The organism is Kitasatospora phosalacinea, from assembly GCF_000717185.1.
Classification (GTDB): domain Bacteria; phylum Actinomycetota; class Actinomycetes; order Streptomycetales; family Streptomycetaceae; genus Kitasatospora; species Kitasatospora phosalacinea_A.
In genome coordinates this window covers 1-15933 of sequence record NZ_JNYE01000136.1, presented here as the reverse complement: position 1 = coordinate 15933, position 15933 = coordinate 1, and the positions used below count along the sequence as shown (strand labels likewise).

At 70.8% G+C, this 15933-nt stretch carries 13 protein-coding genes; 3 read left to right on the top strand and 10 right to left on the bottom strand.

All coding sequences use genetic code 11. From position 1 onward, the window contains the following. Positions 1-702: 702 nt before the first annotated feature. Together OO57_RS35200 and OO57_RS35195 are read left to right on the top strand one after the other, a co-directional pair. Positions 703-1557 (top strand): IS5 family transposase, encoded by an 855-nt coding sequence (locus OO57_RS35200; protein WP_033256868.1) that lies wholly within the window; start codon positions 703-705, stop codon positions 1555-1557. Next, positions 1554-1952, top strand: a complete 399-nt coding sequence (locus OO57_RS35195) for a type IV toxin-antitoxin system AbiEi family antitoxin domain-containing protein (RefSeq protein WP_033256863.1) — start codon at positions 1554-1556, stop codon at positions 1950-1952. The genes OO57_RS35200 and OO57_RS35195 overlap by 4 nt, the downstream gene beginning before the upstream one ends. A gap of 227 nt (positions 1953-2179) precedes the next feature. On the opposite strand, the gene mobF is transcribed toward OO57_RS35195, so the two are convergent. Next, positions 2180-7204 (bottom strand): MobF family relaxase, encoded by a 5025-nt coding sequence (mobF, locus tag OO57_RS47080; protein WP_158715341.1) that lies wholly within the window; start codon positions 7202-7204, stop codon positions 2180-2182. A gap of 315 nt (positions 7205-7519) precedes the next feature. On the opposite strand from mobF, the gene OO57_RS44395 reads away from it, so the two are divergent. Then, positions 7520-7975 carry a hypothetical protein gene (locus OO57_RS44395; protein WP_158715340.1) on the top strand — a complete coding sequence of 152 codons (456 nt, stop codon included), beginning with the start codon at positions 7520-7522 and terminating at the stop codon, positions 7973-7975. Between the two features lie 106 nt (positions 7976-8081). Here OO57_RS44395 and OO57_RS35180 read toward each other — a convergent pair whose 3' ends face one another. The 9 genes from OO57_RS35180 to OO57_RS46355 form a co-directional block, all read right to left on the bottom strand. After that, entirely contained in the window at positions 8082-9071 is a 990-nt protein-coding gene (locus tag OO57_RS35180; RefSeq protein WP_033256861.1) for an HTH domain-containing protein, read from the bottom strand. A gap of 184 nt (positions 9072-9255) precedes the next feature. Continuing rightward, entirely contained in the window at positions 9256-10449 is a 1194-nt protein-coding gene (locus tag OO57_RS35175; RefSeq protein WP_051778655.1) for a hypothetical protein, read from the bottom strand. Continuing rightward, positions 10446-11297 carry a phosphoadenosine phosphosulfate reductase family protein gene (locus OO57_RS35170; protein ID WP_051778654.1) on the bottom strand — a complete coding sequence of 284 codons (852 nt, stop codon included), beginning with the start codon at positions 11295-11297 and terminating at the stop codon, positions 10446-10448. The genes OO57_RS35175 and OO57_RS35170 overlap by 4 nt, the downstream gene beginning before the upstream one ends. Then, complete coding sequence (locus OO57_RS40095) at positions 11260-12165, bottom strand: DUF2637 domain-containing protein (RefSeq protein ID WP_051778653.1); 906 nt, start codon at positions 12163-12165, stop codon at positions 11260-11262. Before OO57_RS40095 ends, OO57_RS35170 begins: the two co-directional genes overlap by 38 nt. Positions 12166-12253: 88 nt before the next feature. Further along, a complete protein-coding gene (locus OO57_RS44390; RefSeq protein WP_158715339.1) occupies positions 12254-12676 on the bottom strand; it encodes a hypothetical protein in 423 nt (140 codons plus the stop codon). Positions 12677-12758: 82 nt separating this feature from the next. Then, on the bottom strand, positions 12759-13274 hold the full coding sequence (locus OO57_RS35155) for a hypothetical protein (RefSeq protein ID WP_033256860.1): 516 nt from the start codon (positions 13272-13274) through the stop codon (positions 12759-12761). Positions 13275-13420: 146 nt separating this feature from the next. Next, positions 13421-14569 carry a hypothetical protein gene (locus OO57_RS46360; protein ID WP_033256859.1) on the bottom strand — a complete coding sequence of 383 codons (1149 nt, stop codon included), beginning with the start codon at positions 14567-14569 and terminating at the stop codon, positions 13421-13423. 118 nt (positions 14570-14687) lie between these two features. Beyond that, positions 14688-15212 (bottom strand): hypothetical protein, encoded by a 525-nt coding sequence (locus OO57_RS35145; RefSeq protein ID WP_158715338.1) that lies wholly within the window; start codon positions 15210-15212, stop codon positions 14688-14690. A 67-nt stretch (positions 15213-15279) separates the two neighbouring features. Then, positions 15280-15933, bottom strand: a 654-nt coding sequence (locus OO57_RS46355) for a hypothetical protein (RefSeq protein ID WP_033256857.1), incomplete at its 5' end; no start/stop codon positions are given.

Here is a 15933-nt window from a genome sequence, read left to right as displayed (position 1 = left end):
CGCCGAGCGCTGCGGCGAGCACACGTCTTGTTGGTGTGGAAGGTGGCACAGGAAGCCCCCAGCCCTTTCGTTCACGGAACGGATGACGGCAGGCGCCGACATCCGGCAGGAGAATCGCATACGGCAGGACTTGACCGGAGGTCACCTAGGCGACTCTTCGAAGCAAATTGAGGATCTTGTCGGATATTTGCCCGCTATGTCAGGCGAACCCTAGGCAAAGAGTTCGCAAAATTGGCTAGATGGGACCAACTTGGCTGGTGACGGCAGATGGCAACCCTTGCCATGATCACCATCAAACCCGACATCGGACACCGAGTCGGGGAATCCGTGCTGCCCTCGCGCAGCTAATAAAAGAGACGAAAAAATGCACATGCCTCGCCAGGAAAGATGACAAGTGGACGTTGAAGAACTATACTTGACGCATCATCAAATGATAAATATGACGTTTCGTCAAAAAGTATTTCAGCAGTGGTTGGTAGGAGCTTCCGCAGCAGTACTGGTGTCCGCATTGATCGCGATCCCGGCCCAGGCTACGGATGCGTACCAGCCATGGAAGCCCAGCAAGCCCTCCGCGGGAGCCGTGAAGGGAGTGAAGGACCTCAGAGGGCGTTAAGTCCGTTTCTGGATGATCTGGTATCGCCCGTTCGTGGGTAGGGGGCCGTTCGGGCTGACTGCGGTGTCGTGTGCATGATGGGGCCGGGCATGAAACGGATGCCGTACTCAACGGACTTGTCCGACGGGCAGTGGGCCTTGATCGAGCCACTGGTCACCGCCTGGAAGCAGGAGCGGGTGTCTCGGTCGGCGACCGGGGACCCGGGCTCCTGCGATCTGCGCGAGGTCGTGAACGCGCTGCTGTACCAGAACAGGACGGGGTGTCAGTGGCGGCTCCTGCCGCACGACTTACCGGCCTGGTCGGCGGTGTTCTACTACTTCACCCTGTGGCGCCAGGACGGTCTCGACCAGCGGATCCAGGAGATCCTGCGCTGCCAGGTGCGGGAGCGGGCCCGTCGATTAGAGGACCCGTTCCTGGTGATCATCGACACCCAGTCCGTCCGTGCGGCGGCCGGGGTGCCGAAGGAGACCACGGGGCTGGACGTGAACAAGAAGACGCCCGGCAGGAAGCGGGGACTGGCCGTCGACGTGCTGGGCCTGGTCATCGGCGTGGTGGTCCTCGCCGCGAGCGCGCACGACAACGAGGCCGGCATCGCTCTGCTGGACCAGGTGGCCCAGCGGTGCGGGATGCGCCTGGAGAAGGCATTGGTCGACCAGGGCTTCAAGGACGCCGTGATCATCCACGGGGCGGTGAAGGACATCACCGTCGAGGTGGTCCGGCGCAACCCCGACGACACGGGCAAGGGGTTCGTCCCGCAACCGAAGCGATGGGTGGTCGAGCAGGTCAACGGCACCCTCATGCTCCACCGGCGCCTGGCCCGCGACTACGACCACCGGCTGGACAACGCCGCCTTCCGTGTCTACTGGGCCTCCACCGCCGGCATGATCCGCCGCCTCACCACCCCCAGCCCCGCCTGGCGCGACGACGTCGAGCTGGCCGCGTGAACGTCACCGAACTCCTGCGGCTGCTGCAGGCCGAACACGACGAGACCGCCGCACGCGCCGACTACCTGCGCGAACAGATCGACCAACTCACCAGCGCCCTCACCGAGGTCGAGGCCCGCCTCGCCGAGATCGTCACCACCGGCAAGGTCATCGACGCCCTCGCCCTGCCCGACCACGAACCGGCCTCCGCGGAGACCGCCACCGTCTACCAGCGCATCGTGACCGCCTTCAACGAGCATCCCCGGCAGGTCTTCCGGGTTCGCGAACTACACGAACTCCTCGGCCTGCCCACCGACGAGCCCTCGATCAACGTCACCCGCTCCCGCCTGGGACGACTCGTCCGCCAGGGAATCCTCGACCAACCTGGACGCGGCCGCTACCAGAAACGGACTTAACATCCTCTCATATGAAATGAGTGTGAAATGGCAACGCCAGTAGCTGACGAAGCATCAGCCATTTGGAGCCCATCGCTCTCCTCGCCGAGGGTGACGGGCCCGCTTGCGTCATCACCTGCCCCCAGGGCGTCACGCCCATCGCCAGACACACGGATCGCCCGCTTTAGCGGATCTCAGCGTGCGATCTCCGACTCCGGCCGCCGACATCCGGGAACGGTGACCGCCGGTCAGCGAAGGCGCGGGCTCTGCTGGTCCTGCTGGACTTGCTGCGGGCGCGGCTGGAGCGGCGGCCTCGGCTCGGCCGGACGCTGGGCCGGGGCCTGGCGCTGGTCGGCGGGCTCGACTCGGCGGTTCGGCGCGGGCCGCGCGGCGCGGGTGGCGGGCTGTCCGCCGCGCTGCTGGAGTTGGTCGCGGTGGGCCTGGCGTTCGGCCTGGCGGCCGGCTCGGCGGCGTTCGGCGAGGGTCGGCTGGCGGCGCTCCTCCGCTTGCTGCTGCTCAGACTGGGTGGCCTCGGTGGTGAGTTGGCGGCGTTCGGCGAGCACCGTGCTGACGTGTTCGGCAATGTGTTGCTGGGCCAGGGCGGCGTCGTCCAGGCGGGGGCGGCCGGTGAGCCAGGTGGCGCCGGTCCGGGCGGCGACGGTGCGCAGGATCTCGGTCTGGTCGGCCTCGGGCAGGGTGCGGTAGACGTCGGCGGCGAGTCGGCGGCGAGCCTGCTGGTCGTTGTCCGCGGTGGCCGCCGTCGGGGGGTTCGGGGCGGTGGCGATGCGGCGGGCGGTGATGGCTGCTTCGGCTGCCTGCCAGTAGGCGTGGTGGCCGGTTCGGCCTTCTTCGATGTAGGGACCGGCAGGCTGGGCGGCGGTGTCGTCGGTGACCTTGTACTGGTCGCGGTAGGCGGCGACGACGGCGAGTTGCTGCTGCCAGTGGGTACGCAGAGCGGGGTCGACCGGGGCTTCGCCGAGGGTACGGCTCCACTCCGGGCGGCTCTCGGCGGTGCGGTCGCCGAGGGCCGAGATGCGACCCGCGATCAGCGCGGTGCTCTCGGTGAGGTACTCGTGGTGGCGCGGGTTGGCCGCGGTGGAGTGCGGGGCCGGGCTGATCCACGCCGGGAGGTCGGCGCGGCCGGAGGCGGGGCGGGTGCGGGCGAGGGCCTGCTGCTGGGCGTGCTGGAGGAGTTCGGGCAGCGCGGTGCGACCGGTCGTCTCGGAGAGGGCGGTCTCCGCGGTGGTGCCGGTGTTCTCGATGGTCTTGAGGGTCCAGGCGAGGGTGCGCCACAGCTCCGCTTCGGCGCGGTCGCCCTGCTGGGCGGCGGTGGCCGGGGCGTCGGCGGCGAGGTGGCGGCCGATGCGCCAGGCGAGGACCTGGCTGAGGCTGTCGGCGCCGGTGAGCGGGCGGCTCTCGGCGACCTGGCGCAGCAGTACGGCGGGTTCGTGGCCGGCGGTCTCGGCGCGGCGCAGGGCGGCGGTGAGGGCGGGCCAGGTGTTCTCGTTGCGTACGCGGGTGGCGTGCTCGTTGCCGAGGACGGTGGTGATGAGGGCCTGGTGGCGGAGGTTCTCGGGGGCCTGCTGGTGGTGTTCGGGGATGCCGTCGGCGGCCAGGTTGGTGCGGGCGGCGCGGGTCAGGGCGGTGACCGGGTCGCTCGCGCCGGTGGTCTGGGTGGCGGCGGTGGTGAGCAGGGTGGTGGTGTCGCGGCCGGTGCGGTCGGCGGCGGCCAGGGCGCCGGCGAGGTGGGGCCACTGCGGGTGGGCGGTGATGTTGTCGGTGGTGGTGTTGAGCGTGGTGGCAGCGGTGGTGGCGTAGCGGTTGAGGGTGTCGGTGGAGACGTGCGGGTGCGCGTCGGGGGCCTGGGCGGCGGTGGGCGCGATGCGCAGGGCGACCGGTTCGACGGTGGCGGTCTCGGGATCGAGGCGGTGGGCGGGCAGGCCGGTGAGCTGCGCGACCAGGGCGGCGTAGCGGGTGGTGTCGGCGGTGGTGGGGGCGTTGAGGTGGGCGGGGGCGGGGCGGTCGTCGGTAATGGTGTTCAGGCGCCAGGCAAGGGCCTGGGCCGGGGAGTCGGCAGTGGTCAGGTCGCCGCGCCAGGTGGCGGCGGCAAGCAGGCGCTCGGGCTGCCAGCCGGCAGCTTCGGCGGTGCGCAGGGCGCGGGTGACGGCGGTCATCGCGTCGTCGGTCGTGATCTGCTCGGCGAGGGCCGGGCCGAACAGGCGGTGGATCAGCTGCTGGTAGTAGGGGGCGGTCAGGGTCTCGACGGCGTGCTGGTGGCGGGGCACCAGGGTGGCCAGGGAGACGGCGTCCTCCTGGGCTCCTCGGATGGTCTCGGTGGCGGAGAGCTGGGCACCTTCGCGGCCCAAGACGCGCTCCAGCACCTCGCGGGCGGCGAAGGAGTCGGGGTCGTTCTTGGGCTGATCGAGCTGCTCGTCGGTCTCGAACGGCAGCAGCTCGTGGGTGGCGGTGTAGAGGGTGGTGGTGTGACGGGCGCGGCTGAGCTGGACGTACAACTCCTCGCGGGTGGTGTCGTCGGTGACCAGTGGGTGGGCGGTGTCGACGGTGCCGCCCTGGGAGCGGGTGATGGTGGAGGCATAGAGCAGCTGGACGTTGGCTGCGACGTACTCGGCGGGCAGGGTGAGGCGTCCGCGGTGCTCCATGTGGCGGACCTTGAGCGAGCCGTCCTCGTACCGCTTGAGGACCTGCCAGGCGTCGCCGTTCTTGACGAAGTCAGCGCCCCGGTTGGTGGTGATCTTGCGGTTGTTCTCGCGGGTGACGATCCAGTCGCCGCGGCCCGCACGGTTGCCGTCGCGCAGCAGCACGCCGTCGGTCTCGACCTGGCCGGCGGCCACGCGGTCCTCGCGGGCGCGGGCGGACAGCGCGGTGACGTCGGTGCCGGTGCGGGCGCTGATCAGCGTGGTGCGGCCCGCGAGCATGTCCGCCTTCCAGCCCTCGTACGCGGCCTCGACCATGGCGGTACGCGAGCCGCTGACCACCCGCTGGTTGGCGAAGTAGAAGTCCAGCCCTGCGCTGTCGCCAGTGCGGATCTTGAGGGTGGCGGCGGCCTCGTCCTTGTTGCTGAACCGGTGGAGGATGGTGAGTTCGACGGCGCCGGCTTCGGCGGCGATCAGCCGCAGCGCGCCGCCTGCCTCGACGCTGCTGAGCTGGCGGTAGTCGCCGAGCAGGCGCACGCTCGCGCCGCGCTCGGCGGCGATGCGGGTGAGGCGGTCCAGGTTCAGGGTGCCCGCCATCCCGGCCTCGTCCACCAGGACGACGTCACCCGGGCTCAGCACGAAGCCGGCCCGGTTCAACGGCACGTTCTGGCCGCTGCTGAGCTGGGCGGCCCAGGTGCCGCCGGTGTGCTCCCAGATGAACTTGTGGAGGTTCTCGGCGGGCTGCTTGAGGTCCTTGGCGAGGACGGCGGCGGAGGCCGCGGAGGTGGCGAGCGGGACAACGCGCCGGCCGGCCTGGTTGGCGACGTGGACGTACGCCTGCATCGCGGTGGTCTTGCCGGAGCCGGCCGGGCCCAGGCCCAGGGAGAGCAGCCGGGTGTCGGTGGCGAACGCGGTGACGAGGGCGCGCTGGCCCTCATCGAGCGCACGATTTCGGGCCTCGAAGCCGTCGATCGCGGCGCCGACGAAGGCCGGGTTCAAGCCCTCGTTGACGGAGGTGAGGGCGGCGTCGACCAGGCGTCGCTCGGCGTCCAGGATGACGGTGCTGGTGTAGCGGGTGGAGGCGTGCCGGACGAACACGGAGTCGCCGTTGGCCCGGCGCAGCTCTGCGGGCTCGTTGAGCAGCGCGGGGGCGTCGACGCGGACGCTGTGGGCCGGTGAGACGGCCTCGGTGACGATTGCCTCGACCAGTTGCTGGTACTCGGCGGTGCTGGTGGTGGGGTGCTCGGAGCGGGCCAGGCGCTCGGCGTGGGCGCGCAGGTTCCACACCGTCCACACTGCGCGCTCCTCGCCGACGGCGGTGATCACGGCGGCGGCCAGGGTGGGGATCTCGACCGGCTTCGGCTCCTCCTGCTGGGCGGTGGCCGGGGTGTTCTCGGGTGCGGGGACGGCCGCCATCACGCGCTGGACGATGTCCTGGCCGTGGGCGGTGGTGACGGTGTGGGTCCAGTCGGCGCGCATCTCCTCCAGGGAGCGGGCGGCCTTCTTGCCTTCGCGGGTGTCGAGGTTGGCCTGGCGGGCGAGCTGGTGGGTCATGCCGCGAGAGGGGTCGTGCCCGTGCTCGCGCCGGTACTCCCGCAGGAGCTGCTCGTAGCGGGCCTCGATCTCGGTCCGGCGGGAGGAGAAGTGCGTGATCGCCTCCAGCGGGACGCCGGCGATCTCGCGCACTGGCTGGCGCTTGGCCACCGCGTCCTCGCGGGCCTCGAAGGTCACGCCGAGCCGGGCGGTCAGCTCGGTCTCGAAGCGGGAGTTGTAGAACTCGGAGGTGGCGACGGTCATCGCCAGCAGGCCGCGGGCGTCCAGCGAGCGCCACTTCCCGTCGACGCCCTGGATCTTGTTGGCGATGACGACGTGGGTGTGCAGGTTGGGATCGCCCGCCCGGGAGTCGTAGTGGTCGAACGCGACGGCGACCAGGCCCTTGGTGTCGATCTGGGCCTGGCCGGTGCTGCCGGTGCGGGTGTGCGCGGCGTGCTCCTCCAGCAGCTCCAGTGCGGCGTCGCGGGCGGACTCGTGGGCCTCGCGGACGGCGGCGCGGACCTCGGGGCGCTCGTCCAGCGCCCACAGCACCGCCGCACTCTTCACCGGGGCGAAGACCAGGTCGAACCCGGCGACGGCGGCGCGCTGGCGGCGGGACTCCTCGTTCTGGACCTTCTTGATCTCGGCGCTGGTGGGGGTGCGCCGGGTCTCCTTCTCGATGACGGCCAGGCGCCACTCGACGCGGTCGGCGAACGGATCCAGAGGCTCGTACTCGGGGTACTTGCGGCCCAGGGTGGCGGCCTTGATCGCGGCCGCCTGGACGGCCTTGAGCTGGTCCTCGTCCATGTCGGCGCGCACGCCTGCGGCCAGGTGCTCGGCGATGATCCGCTCGGCGTCCGGGTGCTGGCCGAGGCCGAACAGGTGCTTCATCTGCTGCTCGGTGACGGTGGTCCCGTCGAGCCCGAGCAGGGGCGCTCCGCGGCCGAGCCAGACGCCGGCCGGGTTGCCCTTCTGGGTGTAGTAGTCCTCCGCGGACTGCCCCCGCTGACGCTGTACGTCGCCGCCCGCGACGTGGCGCGTCAGGTAGGTGTAGCCGTTGCCGGCGGTGAGCTTGTGGATGGTCATCAACGCGACCACCCCCAGCTTTCCGATACCTGGGCGAGGGTAGGCGCGGCAGCTATTCGAGCCGCCGTTCCACCTGCCTCGCCAATTGCCATAGCGGCACTTTAGCCCCGCGCAGCGGACCATGCTCAGAATATCTGCAAGAGGTGTCTGGATGACTTGGCCTTGCTTCTGATGTGGCAGCTCAGAGCGCCAGTCGGGGCGAGCATGTGACATGCGACTCGGTTTTACTATCGAATTCTCTCGACGTTTATCAATGCTTATCGAGAGGGATTCAAAGGGGTTTGCAATATGGCCGATGCTGACTATGTTCGGTGTATGAGCGGACGAATTTCGGCGTCGCGGGCCAGTGCGGTTCGAGCGGCGCAGCAGGCGAAGGCAGTGCGGGATGCGGCGCGTCTCCAGCGTGAGCGGCAGGTGGAGTCGGCGCTGGCTGACTTCTACGAACAGACGGGAAGGGTGGAGCACCTGCGGGCGACCGCGCAGTCCCGGGCGGAGAAGGTCCTGGCGGAGGCGGAGGCGGCGGCCTTGGAGCCGGAGCGGCTGGCGCGGGAGGCGGTGGCCGCGCTCGCGGGTCTGGGTGAGCCGCGTGATCAGATCGCTGAACTGACGGGGCTGCCGCTGGCGGACGTCCGGGGGATCCTGTCGGAGGTTGCCGGGGCCGGGAGGTCGCGTGGTGACGGCCGCGGCGCTGGGTTGGTGGCGGCCTCGGTGCCTGAGTCGGAGGGGGAGGTCGCCGGCTCCGGCGGTGTGCGGGCCGATGCTGCCTTGTAGGGGTAGCCAAGGGTGGCCCCGGACTTCCTCGGGGCTTTGAAGGGTGGAATGCCGACGGCGCTGCCGACCGGGTTGGTCGGCAGCGCCGTCGGCGTGTTCCAGAGCGCTAGCCGGCGGCCGGGGGGTTCCAGAAGGCGTCGAACGTCTTCGGGTCGTAGCGCTTGCCGTCCTCGGTGTCGATCGGATGCGGCACGGGTTGGCCGGCGGCCTCGGCGCGGGCGATGCGCTTGCTGATCGCGCTGAGGCTGACGCCGTAGTACTTGGCCAGCTCGGTCGCGGTGCGGTGGGGTCCGCGCAGCCAGGTCCGGTGTTCGACGCTGCCCTGTTCGTCGTAGCCGAACTCGGCCAGCGCGGCGCGCTGCTCGGCGGTCGGCTTCTCCTCAGCGGGCAGGTAGCCGAGCTCGGCCAGGACGGCGCGCTGCTCGCCGCTGAGCGGGCCGGAGGCCGGGAGGTATCCGAGCTGCCACAGCAGCGGCAGCAGGGTGTCGGCGGGCCACACCCGGAGTCGGCCGACCTTGGTGGCGAGTGCGGCGATCTCGGGCTTGCGCACCAGGGTCTTCACGGCCTCCTTCCCCTTGCCGGTCAGGCGCTCGATCATGGCGGTGGTGACCTTGTCGAGCACCGGCGGGGTGGTGGACTCGGCGGCGGGGGGCTGGGTCCTTCCGCGGGGACCGGTACGGCTGGATCGTCGGCCGAGCCAGGCTTTGACCTCGCCCCAGTTGTAGGTGCCGAGCGGGTCGGCTGTGGGGAACGGGTCGGCGCTGTTGTGGTAGGTGGAGGGCATGCGGCTGACGCTCTCGCGCAGTCGACCGGTCCGGCTGGCGATCTCGGTGAGGGTGACGCGGTCGTCGTCGGTGCCGGGCAGTTCCTCGGGGTTGACGCGGCTGGCCTGGTTGTCGCGCATCCACGTGGCGACGGCCTCCCGCGGGTACCGCTGCTGGCGGTGGTCGCCGGGTGCTTCGGCGGGCCAGCCGGGCTCCTTGGCCAAGCGGCGGACGGTGGCTTCGGACAGTCCGGTCGCGGTCGCGATGTCGGCGACGCTGAGGCTGTCCGAAGGGGCGGCGTCCAGCCGTTCGGCGAGCGTCGGGGCGGGCATCGGCTGGTCTCCTTGGGGTGGTTGTTCAGGGGGAGAACCCTCCCGGGCTCGACATGGACTAATCTACCGGCGCGAGGTAGCGGTCTTTCGGGATCGGTCTTCGTGGGAGGGGGCCAGCGGCTTGCCCAGCCGATCCATTGAGGTCGGCACGGCTTCGGCCGTGCTGCTGGCCCCCGTCTTCCGCTCACGCCGCGAGCGTGACCGGGGGTACGAGGTCGGCCTGGTGGTGCAGTCGTTCCCACCAGGTGGCGAAGCTGGCGCGTTCCTTGTCGGCAACGCCGGCCGGTGCCAGGGCGAGGGCCATCTCGACTGCGGGGAACCCGCTGGTGCGGGGGATGATCTCGGCTCTGCTGATTCCGTACTGGTCGGTGCTGGCTCGGCCAGCGGCCATGGCCGAGAGGGCGGTGGTGGCGTCGGTCCGGCTGCCGGTGAACACGGTGCGCACGCTTCGCCAGGCGGCGCCCTTGACGGTGGGGTCGCCGCGTCGGGGGTGGATGATCCGCCGGACCTCGTAGACGCTCCAGCGCTGGCGCCGAAGGTGGCGCTCGAACTCGGTGAGGATGTCGGCCAGGCCGTGGGCGCGGGCGAGGTCCTGGGCGGCGCTGTCGCCGTAGAGCTTCGAGCGCGGGTTGAGCGCCATCGCGGTGTACTCCAGCGCGAGGGCTTGGGCGCCGATGGCCGGCTCCGCCCGCCAGCGCTCGACCAGCTCGGCGCGCCCGCGCCGCCCTGCGGAGAACGGGCAGTATCCGCAGGCGCTCCTGGTCCACGGTTCGCCGAAGTGGTCGAGCAGGTACTGCTCGCACCGGTGGCGGTCCCATCCCCACCCGTCGATCAGCGGGTACTCGGGGATGCGGCCGAGGGCGGTGAAGCCCTCGTCCCTCTCCGCTCTGCGGAGTTCCTCGCTGGCGAAGCCGAGCGCGTGCCGGAACGGGGCGCCGCGGAACTCGTCGCCCAGCCAGGCGTCGAGTACGTCTCCTTTCGCGTGCAGGCTGCACAGCCGCCGTTTCGCGGCGATCTGCGGGACGGTGCCGCTGGCGCGGAGTTCGTCCGACAGCCGCCACGGCCCGCGGGTGATCAGGCGGCGCGGGGTGCGGGAGTCGTCCAGCACGGTGTAGCCGCCGCGCTGGCTGGTCCTGCTGATCTGGACGAACCTCGTGGCGGTGTCGCGTATCAGGGGCAGCAGGTGCTGCTCGACCAGGCGCCGGGTGACGTCCGGTTCGTCGCCCGTCATCGCGGTCAGCACGGTCAGCCGGTCGAGCGGGAAGTCCCGGCTGACCGGCTCGGTGAGCCATCGGGCCAGGAGCGCGGCGCTATCCACCCCCATGCCGAAGCTGAGGACCACCGGCAGGTCGGAGGTCGTGGAGTCGGTACGGGTCATGCGGCGCACCCCTCCGTACGGTGCGGAAGCGTATGGAGGGCGGCACCGTACGGGCGCAGAGGCCGTACGGGTTCGGTGTCCCCGCGCTCGGCGGCTTCGATGATCTGTGCCATCGACAGGTCGCGGCGGAAGGGCTGACCGACTTCGTCTTCGACCAGGGCGTAGTCGAGCGCGGTGTCCGGCGCCATGCGTGCGGCGGTGACGAGGGAGCGGCGTCCGGCGAACGGGCACAGGCGGCAGCTGAGGCGGTCGAGTTGTTGGTAGACGGGATGAGGTGGGATGCCGCTGGCCCGTACGGTCTTCCACACGGCGTCGGTGCTGAGCTGGTGGATGGGCAGCCATGTGGTCACCTGGCGACGGCCGGAGCTGGCTCCGCGGTCCAGGGCGATGGTGGGACGGCGAGAGCGGACGGTGCTCTCGGCGGCGCGCAGTCCGAGCTCGGTGACGATCTGGATGGGTCGGCCAGTGACGCCGAGGCGGCCGGTCAGCTCGGTGTAGAACTTCCGCGCCACGTCCCGCTTGAGGTAACTGCGGCAGAAGGGGGTGGAGGGCCCAGGCCAGCGGCCCCGGTCGCGGACCAGGTCGAGCAGGCCGCCGCCGCGTTCGCGGCGGCGGACCTCGACGGGTAGTCCGTACGTGGCTGCCTGCTGCGCGGCGAGGGCGGGGACGCCCGGCCATTCGGCGTCGCCGAGGTCTAGGTGGAGCACCACCGTGCGGGCCAGCATCGCGTCGGTGGCGGTGGTGGCCCACAGGTGGAGCATCGCGGCGCTGTCCTTGCCCGCGCTGTTGTTCAGCACGTAGGCGTCGGCGTCACGCAGCTGCGGCGGTATGTGGAGGGTGGTGTTCATGTGCGGGTTCCTCGTACGGGTTCGGTGCGGGTCGGGAGGCGGGTGGGAGAGGCCGGTCGTCGGCGCTCCGGGCGGTGCGGATCGGGGTGCGGGGCCGCGGGTCGTCCGTGTGGACGAGGGGCTCCTGCACGGGGCTGGGTTTCGTACGGCCGTGGAGAGTGCGGGCTTCGGCGACCCGCTTCTCGCACCAGGAACGGCTGTAGCCGCTGCTGGCGGTGAGCTCGTCGTAGTCGGGGCGCCAGTCGGGGTCGGCGCGCATCGCGGCGAGCAGGCTGGTGATGACGTGGAGCTTGCTCGGCCGCTCCCTCGGCGGCGCGGTGGCCGGCTCCTCGTCGGGTGTATCGGTGTGGGGGTCGTCGGTCGCAGCGGCGAGGTCTTGGGCGCGAGTACGGTCGTCCGGCTGGGTCGGGGACAGAGGGTCGGCCGCAACGTCCTGACGCCCGCGGCCGTCCGCGTCGTCGGGCTGTGGCGACGCGGGTTCGGTCGGCTGCCCAGACGGGCGGGACTCGATGATTCCGGCGGCGGCGAGGAACGCCAGGCTGGGCCAAGCGGCCATCACGTACCCCCACGGGGTGGGCCGGGCGACGGCGAGGTTGGCGGCGAGGCTCATCGCCACGCCGAGCACCAGGACTCCGCGGGGCCAGCGGGCCGACTGTCGGGCGCGGTTGCGGCGGCGGATCTCGGAGACGGCGCCGAGCGCCATCAGCTCGACGGACACGGCGATGGCGTAGGCCACCCATCCGGTCTGGCCGGCCGCGCTGGCGGTCTGCACGACATGGGTGAAGGAGACGGCGAACGCGCAGACGCCGAGGATGCCGACGGTGAGGTCTGCGGTGAGCGCGTCCCTGTCGGTGGTGGTCGGGGTCACGGTCTTGTTCTCTCGGGTTTCGTGGGAGGGTGTGGCCCGGTTGCCCTCCGGGCCGCACTCGTTGATCGGTTGGGGTCGGAGCGAGTTGTCAGTGCGCGGTGCGCAGGTGCTGGAGGCGCGCTTTCTCCGCGTGGCGCCAGCCGAGGTACTTGACCGACCAGTCGCCGCAGCTGCACTTGGCCTCGGAGTAGGCGCGTCCGGTGCATCCACGGGTCAGGGGAATGGCGTTGGCGGCGTGCTGGTGCTCGGGCGGGCAGATCGTGTCGTCCCGGTGGTAGTCGATGCGCGGCGCGTGGAACTGGGCGGCGGAGGTGTTCCCCTTCGACTGGGCGTCCCACTCGGCTTCGGTGTAGGCATCGCCGACGCACAGCGGCTCGGTGTGGTCGAACCAGGTCTTCCGGTCGCTCGCGACGATGCGCTCCGCCTCTGCCTGGGCTGCTTCGGGGGTGGGTGCGAGCACGGGCACCACGTGGACGGTGATGACGTCGATGGGAACGATGAACTTGGGCATGCTGCTGTCTCCTGTCGGTGAACGGGGCGAGGCCTTGTCGGCCTCGGTGCGGTCCGGGCGTCCCTGGCTGCACCGGGACGGGTCAGGTCTTGGAGCCGTCGGCAAGGTGCTCCCAGCAGTTGCCGTTCCAGAACTGGGTCATGGCGCCGGCGGTGAGCGGCAGCCTGAGAGCAGCGTGCGCGCGGCGGCGGTCGTCCGCGGTGGCGGGCATCGAGATGGTGCCGCTGATGGTGACGCCTCCTTCGGGGCCGACTTCGCGGAGCAGGGTTCGGCCCTGGAGTGCCTGTGCGCGCAGCGAACGGCCGACGTTGAACTCCTCGATCAGGAGGTCGAGCAGCAGGGAGAGGCTGACGGGCTGGCCGTCGAGTCGGCAGGCGTCGGCGAAGCGGGCGAAGTCGGCCAAGGCGAAGTCGCCGTGGGGCACGAACTCTGTGGCGTCCCCGTCCCCGTAGTTCTGGGCGCTGCCGATCTTGCGGCTTCCGTGGCTGAGGGTGGCCAGGAACGGGGTCGCCCTGAGTAGTGCCAGCTCCTGGCAGCTGGTGACCTCGTAGCGGGGCTGGTTTGGGATCTGGAGCCCGGTGTGGGGCAGGGTCGGCACGTGGGGTTCTCCTGGTAGTGCGGGAAGGGTGAAGGTGGGCAGCGGGCGGCGCCGCGCGGGGTTGGGCCGTGGCGCGGGGTCGATCCCCGCGGCTCGGCGCTCCCGGCCGGGGCCGCCCGGCCCTGGTGGGCCGGGCGGCGGGTCGGTCACAGAGAGGCGGCCAGCTCCATGGCGCGAATGCCGAGTGCCTCGACCTCGTGGGCGTCGTCGGCGTCGGGGAGGGTCTGGGCGACGGAAGTAACGGCGTGCATCACGCCTCCGGCGGACAGGTCCCCGCCTGCAATGAAGTGGGCGAAGATGTCGGCGCGGTTCTGCTCGGTGAACTTGAGCCGCTGGGCGACTGTGGTGATGGTGGCTTCCGGGTTCGCCACCCGGGTGGCGGCGGTCGCCTGGATGGCTCGCAGCTGCCGCGTGACGTAGTCACGGTCAAGGAACGTCGAGACGGCGTCGGTGGTCTGGGAGGTGACCAGTTCGAGCGTGCGGGACTGGGTGGTGTTGCTCCACCGGATCACTCCGTCTTGCTGCTTGCCGCCGATGTGCACGGACCGCATGACGTCCTTGGTGATGACCATCCCGTTGTCGCAGACCTGAACGACCAGCCGGGGCACGATGGTGAACGCCCCGCACCCGGTCTCGGAGTTGGAGATCTCGAACCCGGCGAAGACGGTGGGGTTGTCGGCACCACGCGCGCCGCTGAACGGGCTTCGGTAGTCCCGCAGGAGCTCGGGGGCATAGGCGCTGATCTCCGGGGCGGTGATCTTGACGTACATCTTCCGGTCGGTGAGGTCGCACTTGTCCAGCCGGACCTCGACTCCGGCGTCCCGCACGCCCTGGAGTGCGGCGGCCAGAATGTCCAGGTTGTCGATGATCCGGTAGCTGGGGCTGAGGAAGGCGCGGGCGGTGCCGGTCTCCTCGTCCGGGGCGGGCGTCAGCGTACGGACCATGAACGACTTGTCGGCGCGGCTCTCGTGGGCGAGCCATCCGTTGACGTTGGCGTCCCACAGCTCCGGGGCCTCAATCCGGGTCTTCCTCAGGTAGCCGAGCGGGATGCCGAGCTTCTCGGCGACGCCGGACTCGCACACGTCGGTGAGCCGGTATTCCGCAGCCTTGCGGGTGACGCCGCTCGGGGTGAGGTCGTGGTCCGCACCCTCGATGACCAGTCGGCCACCTGCCGCACGGATGTTCTGGACGGGGGCGACGACGTCGGTCTTGCGGGAGTGCTGCTCGCGGAGAATGTTCACGATCTCGGGGAGGCTCGCGTTGCGGGTGGAGGTCCTGGCCAGGGTGATGGTCATGCGTGAAGCCCTTCGCACGGAATGGTCTGTCGTGGGTGTCGGCCGGGGTTGCCCTCCCCGCCCAACAAGAACAATATTACCTCAGAGAGGGTTTTTAGTCAACTCATTGGGCATGGATTCACCAGCTCACGGCGTTCACCTCGTCCGACATCGCACGGAAGTGCGGCACCGTGACTGCGACCGCCCAGCGACGGGCGCGGGCTGAGGCGGCTCCGCTAGCCGCCCCCCATGCGGCAGCGGCGGGGAGGCCCGGCCGAACGAACAGTTCGGGACTGATCACGTAGTGCGCCCCGGGGAGGTAGGCATCACGCCAGGCAAGGCCGATGGTGTGGAGCGCCAGCACGAACGACCAGTGCAGTTGCTGCCGGGGAGTGAATCCGCCGCCGGAGAGGACTGCGGTCACCTGGGCGTGGGCGGCGGCCAGGAAGGCGTCGAGCTCGACCAGCGCGGGGCACGCCCGCTGCCAGTCGGCGACGGACAGGGCGGGCACCGGCGGGAGCGTGGCCAACTCGGTCGGGGCGACTTCCCGGACGACGGCGGCAGCGGCGTCGAACCGCTCGCCGATCCCACGGAGGACCGCGAGCACTTCGCGGGAGCGGGCCGGGCGGGCCACCTCGGAATCGTGGTGGACGTCGATGATCATCAAGGGGTGCCTCCTCGGGGACAGGGCCCGGCCCGACGGATCGCCGGGCCGGGGGGCGGGCAGTGGTTCACCGGAGGCCCGCCGCCCAGAGCAGGCCAGCGAAGCTCCGGGCGATGTCGGCAAGGTCGTCCCGCCCCCGGGTCCACGTCGGGATCCGGTCGCTGCGGACCTGGGCGTCGGGGTCGTCCCACATCGCCCCCTGGAACAGGGCGTACTGTTCGCCAGGGGCGGGAATGCGCAGCTCCCAGGTGCCGAGTTCCTCGCACATGACCTGCACCGCATAGGTGCGGGCACCGGGGACGATCACGACGGTGCGGGGCGCTCGGGGGATGCCGAGTTCGGTGAGCCGGTGGTCAAGGTCGACGGCGACGGCGAGGCACTCGGCGTGGCGAAGTTCAGCGATGGCGTCAGGGGTGAGCCAGCACCAGGCGCAGCCCGATCCGCCACTGTGGCCGCACTCGGCCCGCTTGGCGGCGTTGATCTCTTCGAGTCGGGATCGACGGGCGCACCTCCCCCGTCCCCCCGACAGCTGCCTGGGGTCCGGGGCAAAGAGGCCGCCCGGGTCAAGGGCCGGCCGCAGGACGGCGGCGCAGCCGCGCGAAGCGCCCTTGAGGCGGACGGCCGGCCCCGGAAACTGGGCCGCGAAGGGGGGCCGGGGGAACCGCGCAGCGGGGCGCCCGGCAAAAAGGAACGCCGCGCCGAAGGCGCGACCACACCCACC

Bases quoted from the DNA above. Each gene is read 5' to 3' on its own strand.
- OO57_RS44395 (WP_158715340.1), top strand. From the start codon at position 7,520: ATGAGCGGACGAATTTCGGCGTCGCGGGCCAGTGCGGTTCGAGCGGCG.
- OO57_RS46360 (WP_033256859.1), bottom strand. From the start codon at position 14,569: ATGACCATCACCCTGGCCAGGACCTCCACCCGCAACGCGAGCCTCCCC.
- OO57_RS35175 (WP_051778655.1), bottom strand. From the start codon at position 10,449: ATGACCCGTACCGACTCCACGACCTCCGACCTGCCGGTGGTCCTCAGC.
- OO57_RS35200 (WP_033256868.1), top strand. From the start codon at position 703: ATGAAACGGATGCCGTACTCAACGGACTTGTCCGACGGGCAGTGGGCC.
- OO57_RS35170 (WP_051778654.1), bottom strand. From the start codon at position 11,297: ATGAACACCACCCTCCACATACCGCCGCAGCTGCGTGACGCCGACGCC.
- OO57_RS44390 (WP_158715339.1), bottom strand. From the start codon at position 12,676: ATGCCCAAGTTCATCGTTCCCATCGACGTCATCACCGTCCACGTGGTG.
- OO57_RS35145 (WP_158715338.1), bottom strand. From the start codon at position 15,212: ATGATCATCGACGTCCACCACGATTCCGAGGTGGCCCGCCCGGCCCGC.
- mobF (WP_158715341.1), bottom strand. From the start codon at position 7,204: ATGACCATCCACAAGCTCACCGCCGGCAACGGCTACACCTACCTGACG.
- OO57_RS35180 (WP_033256861.1), bottom strand. From the start codon at position 9,071: ATGCCCGCCCCGACGCTCGCCGAACGGCTGGACGCCGCCCCTTCGGAC.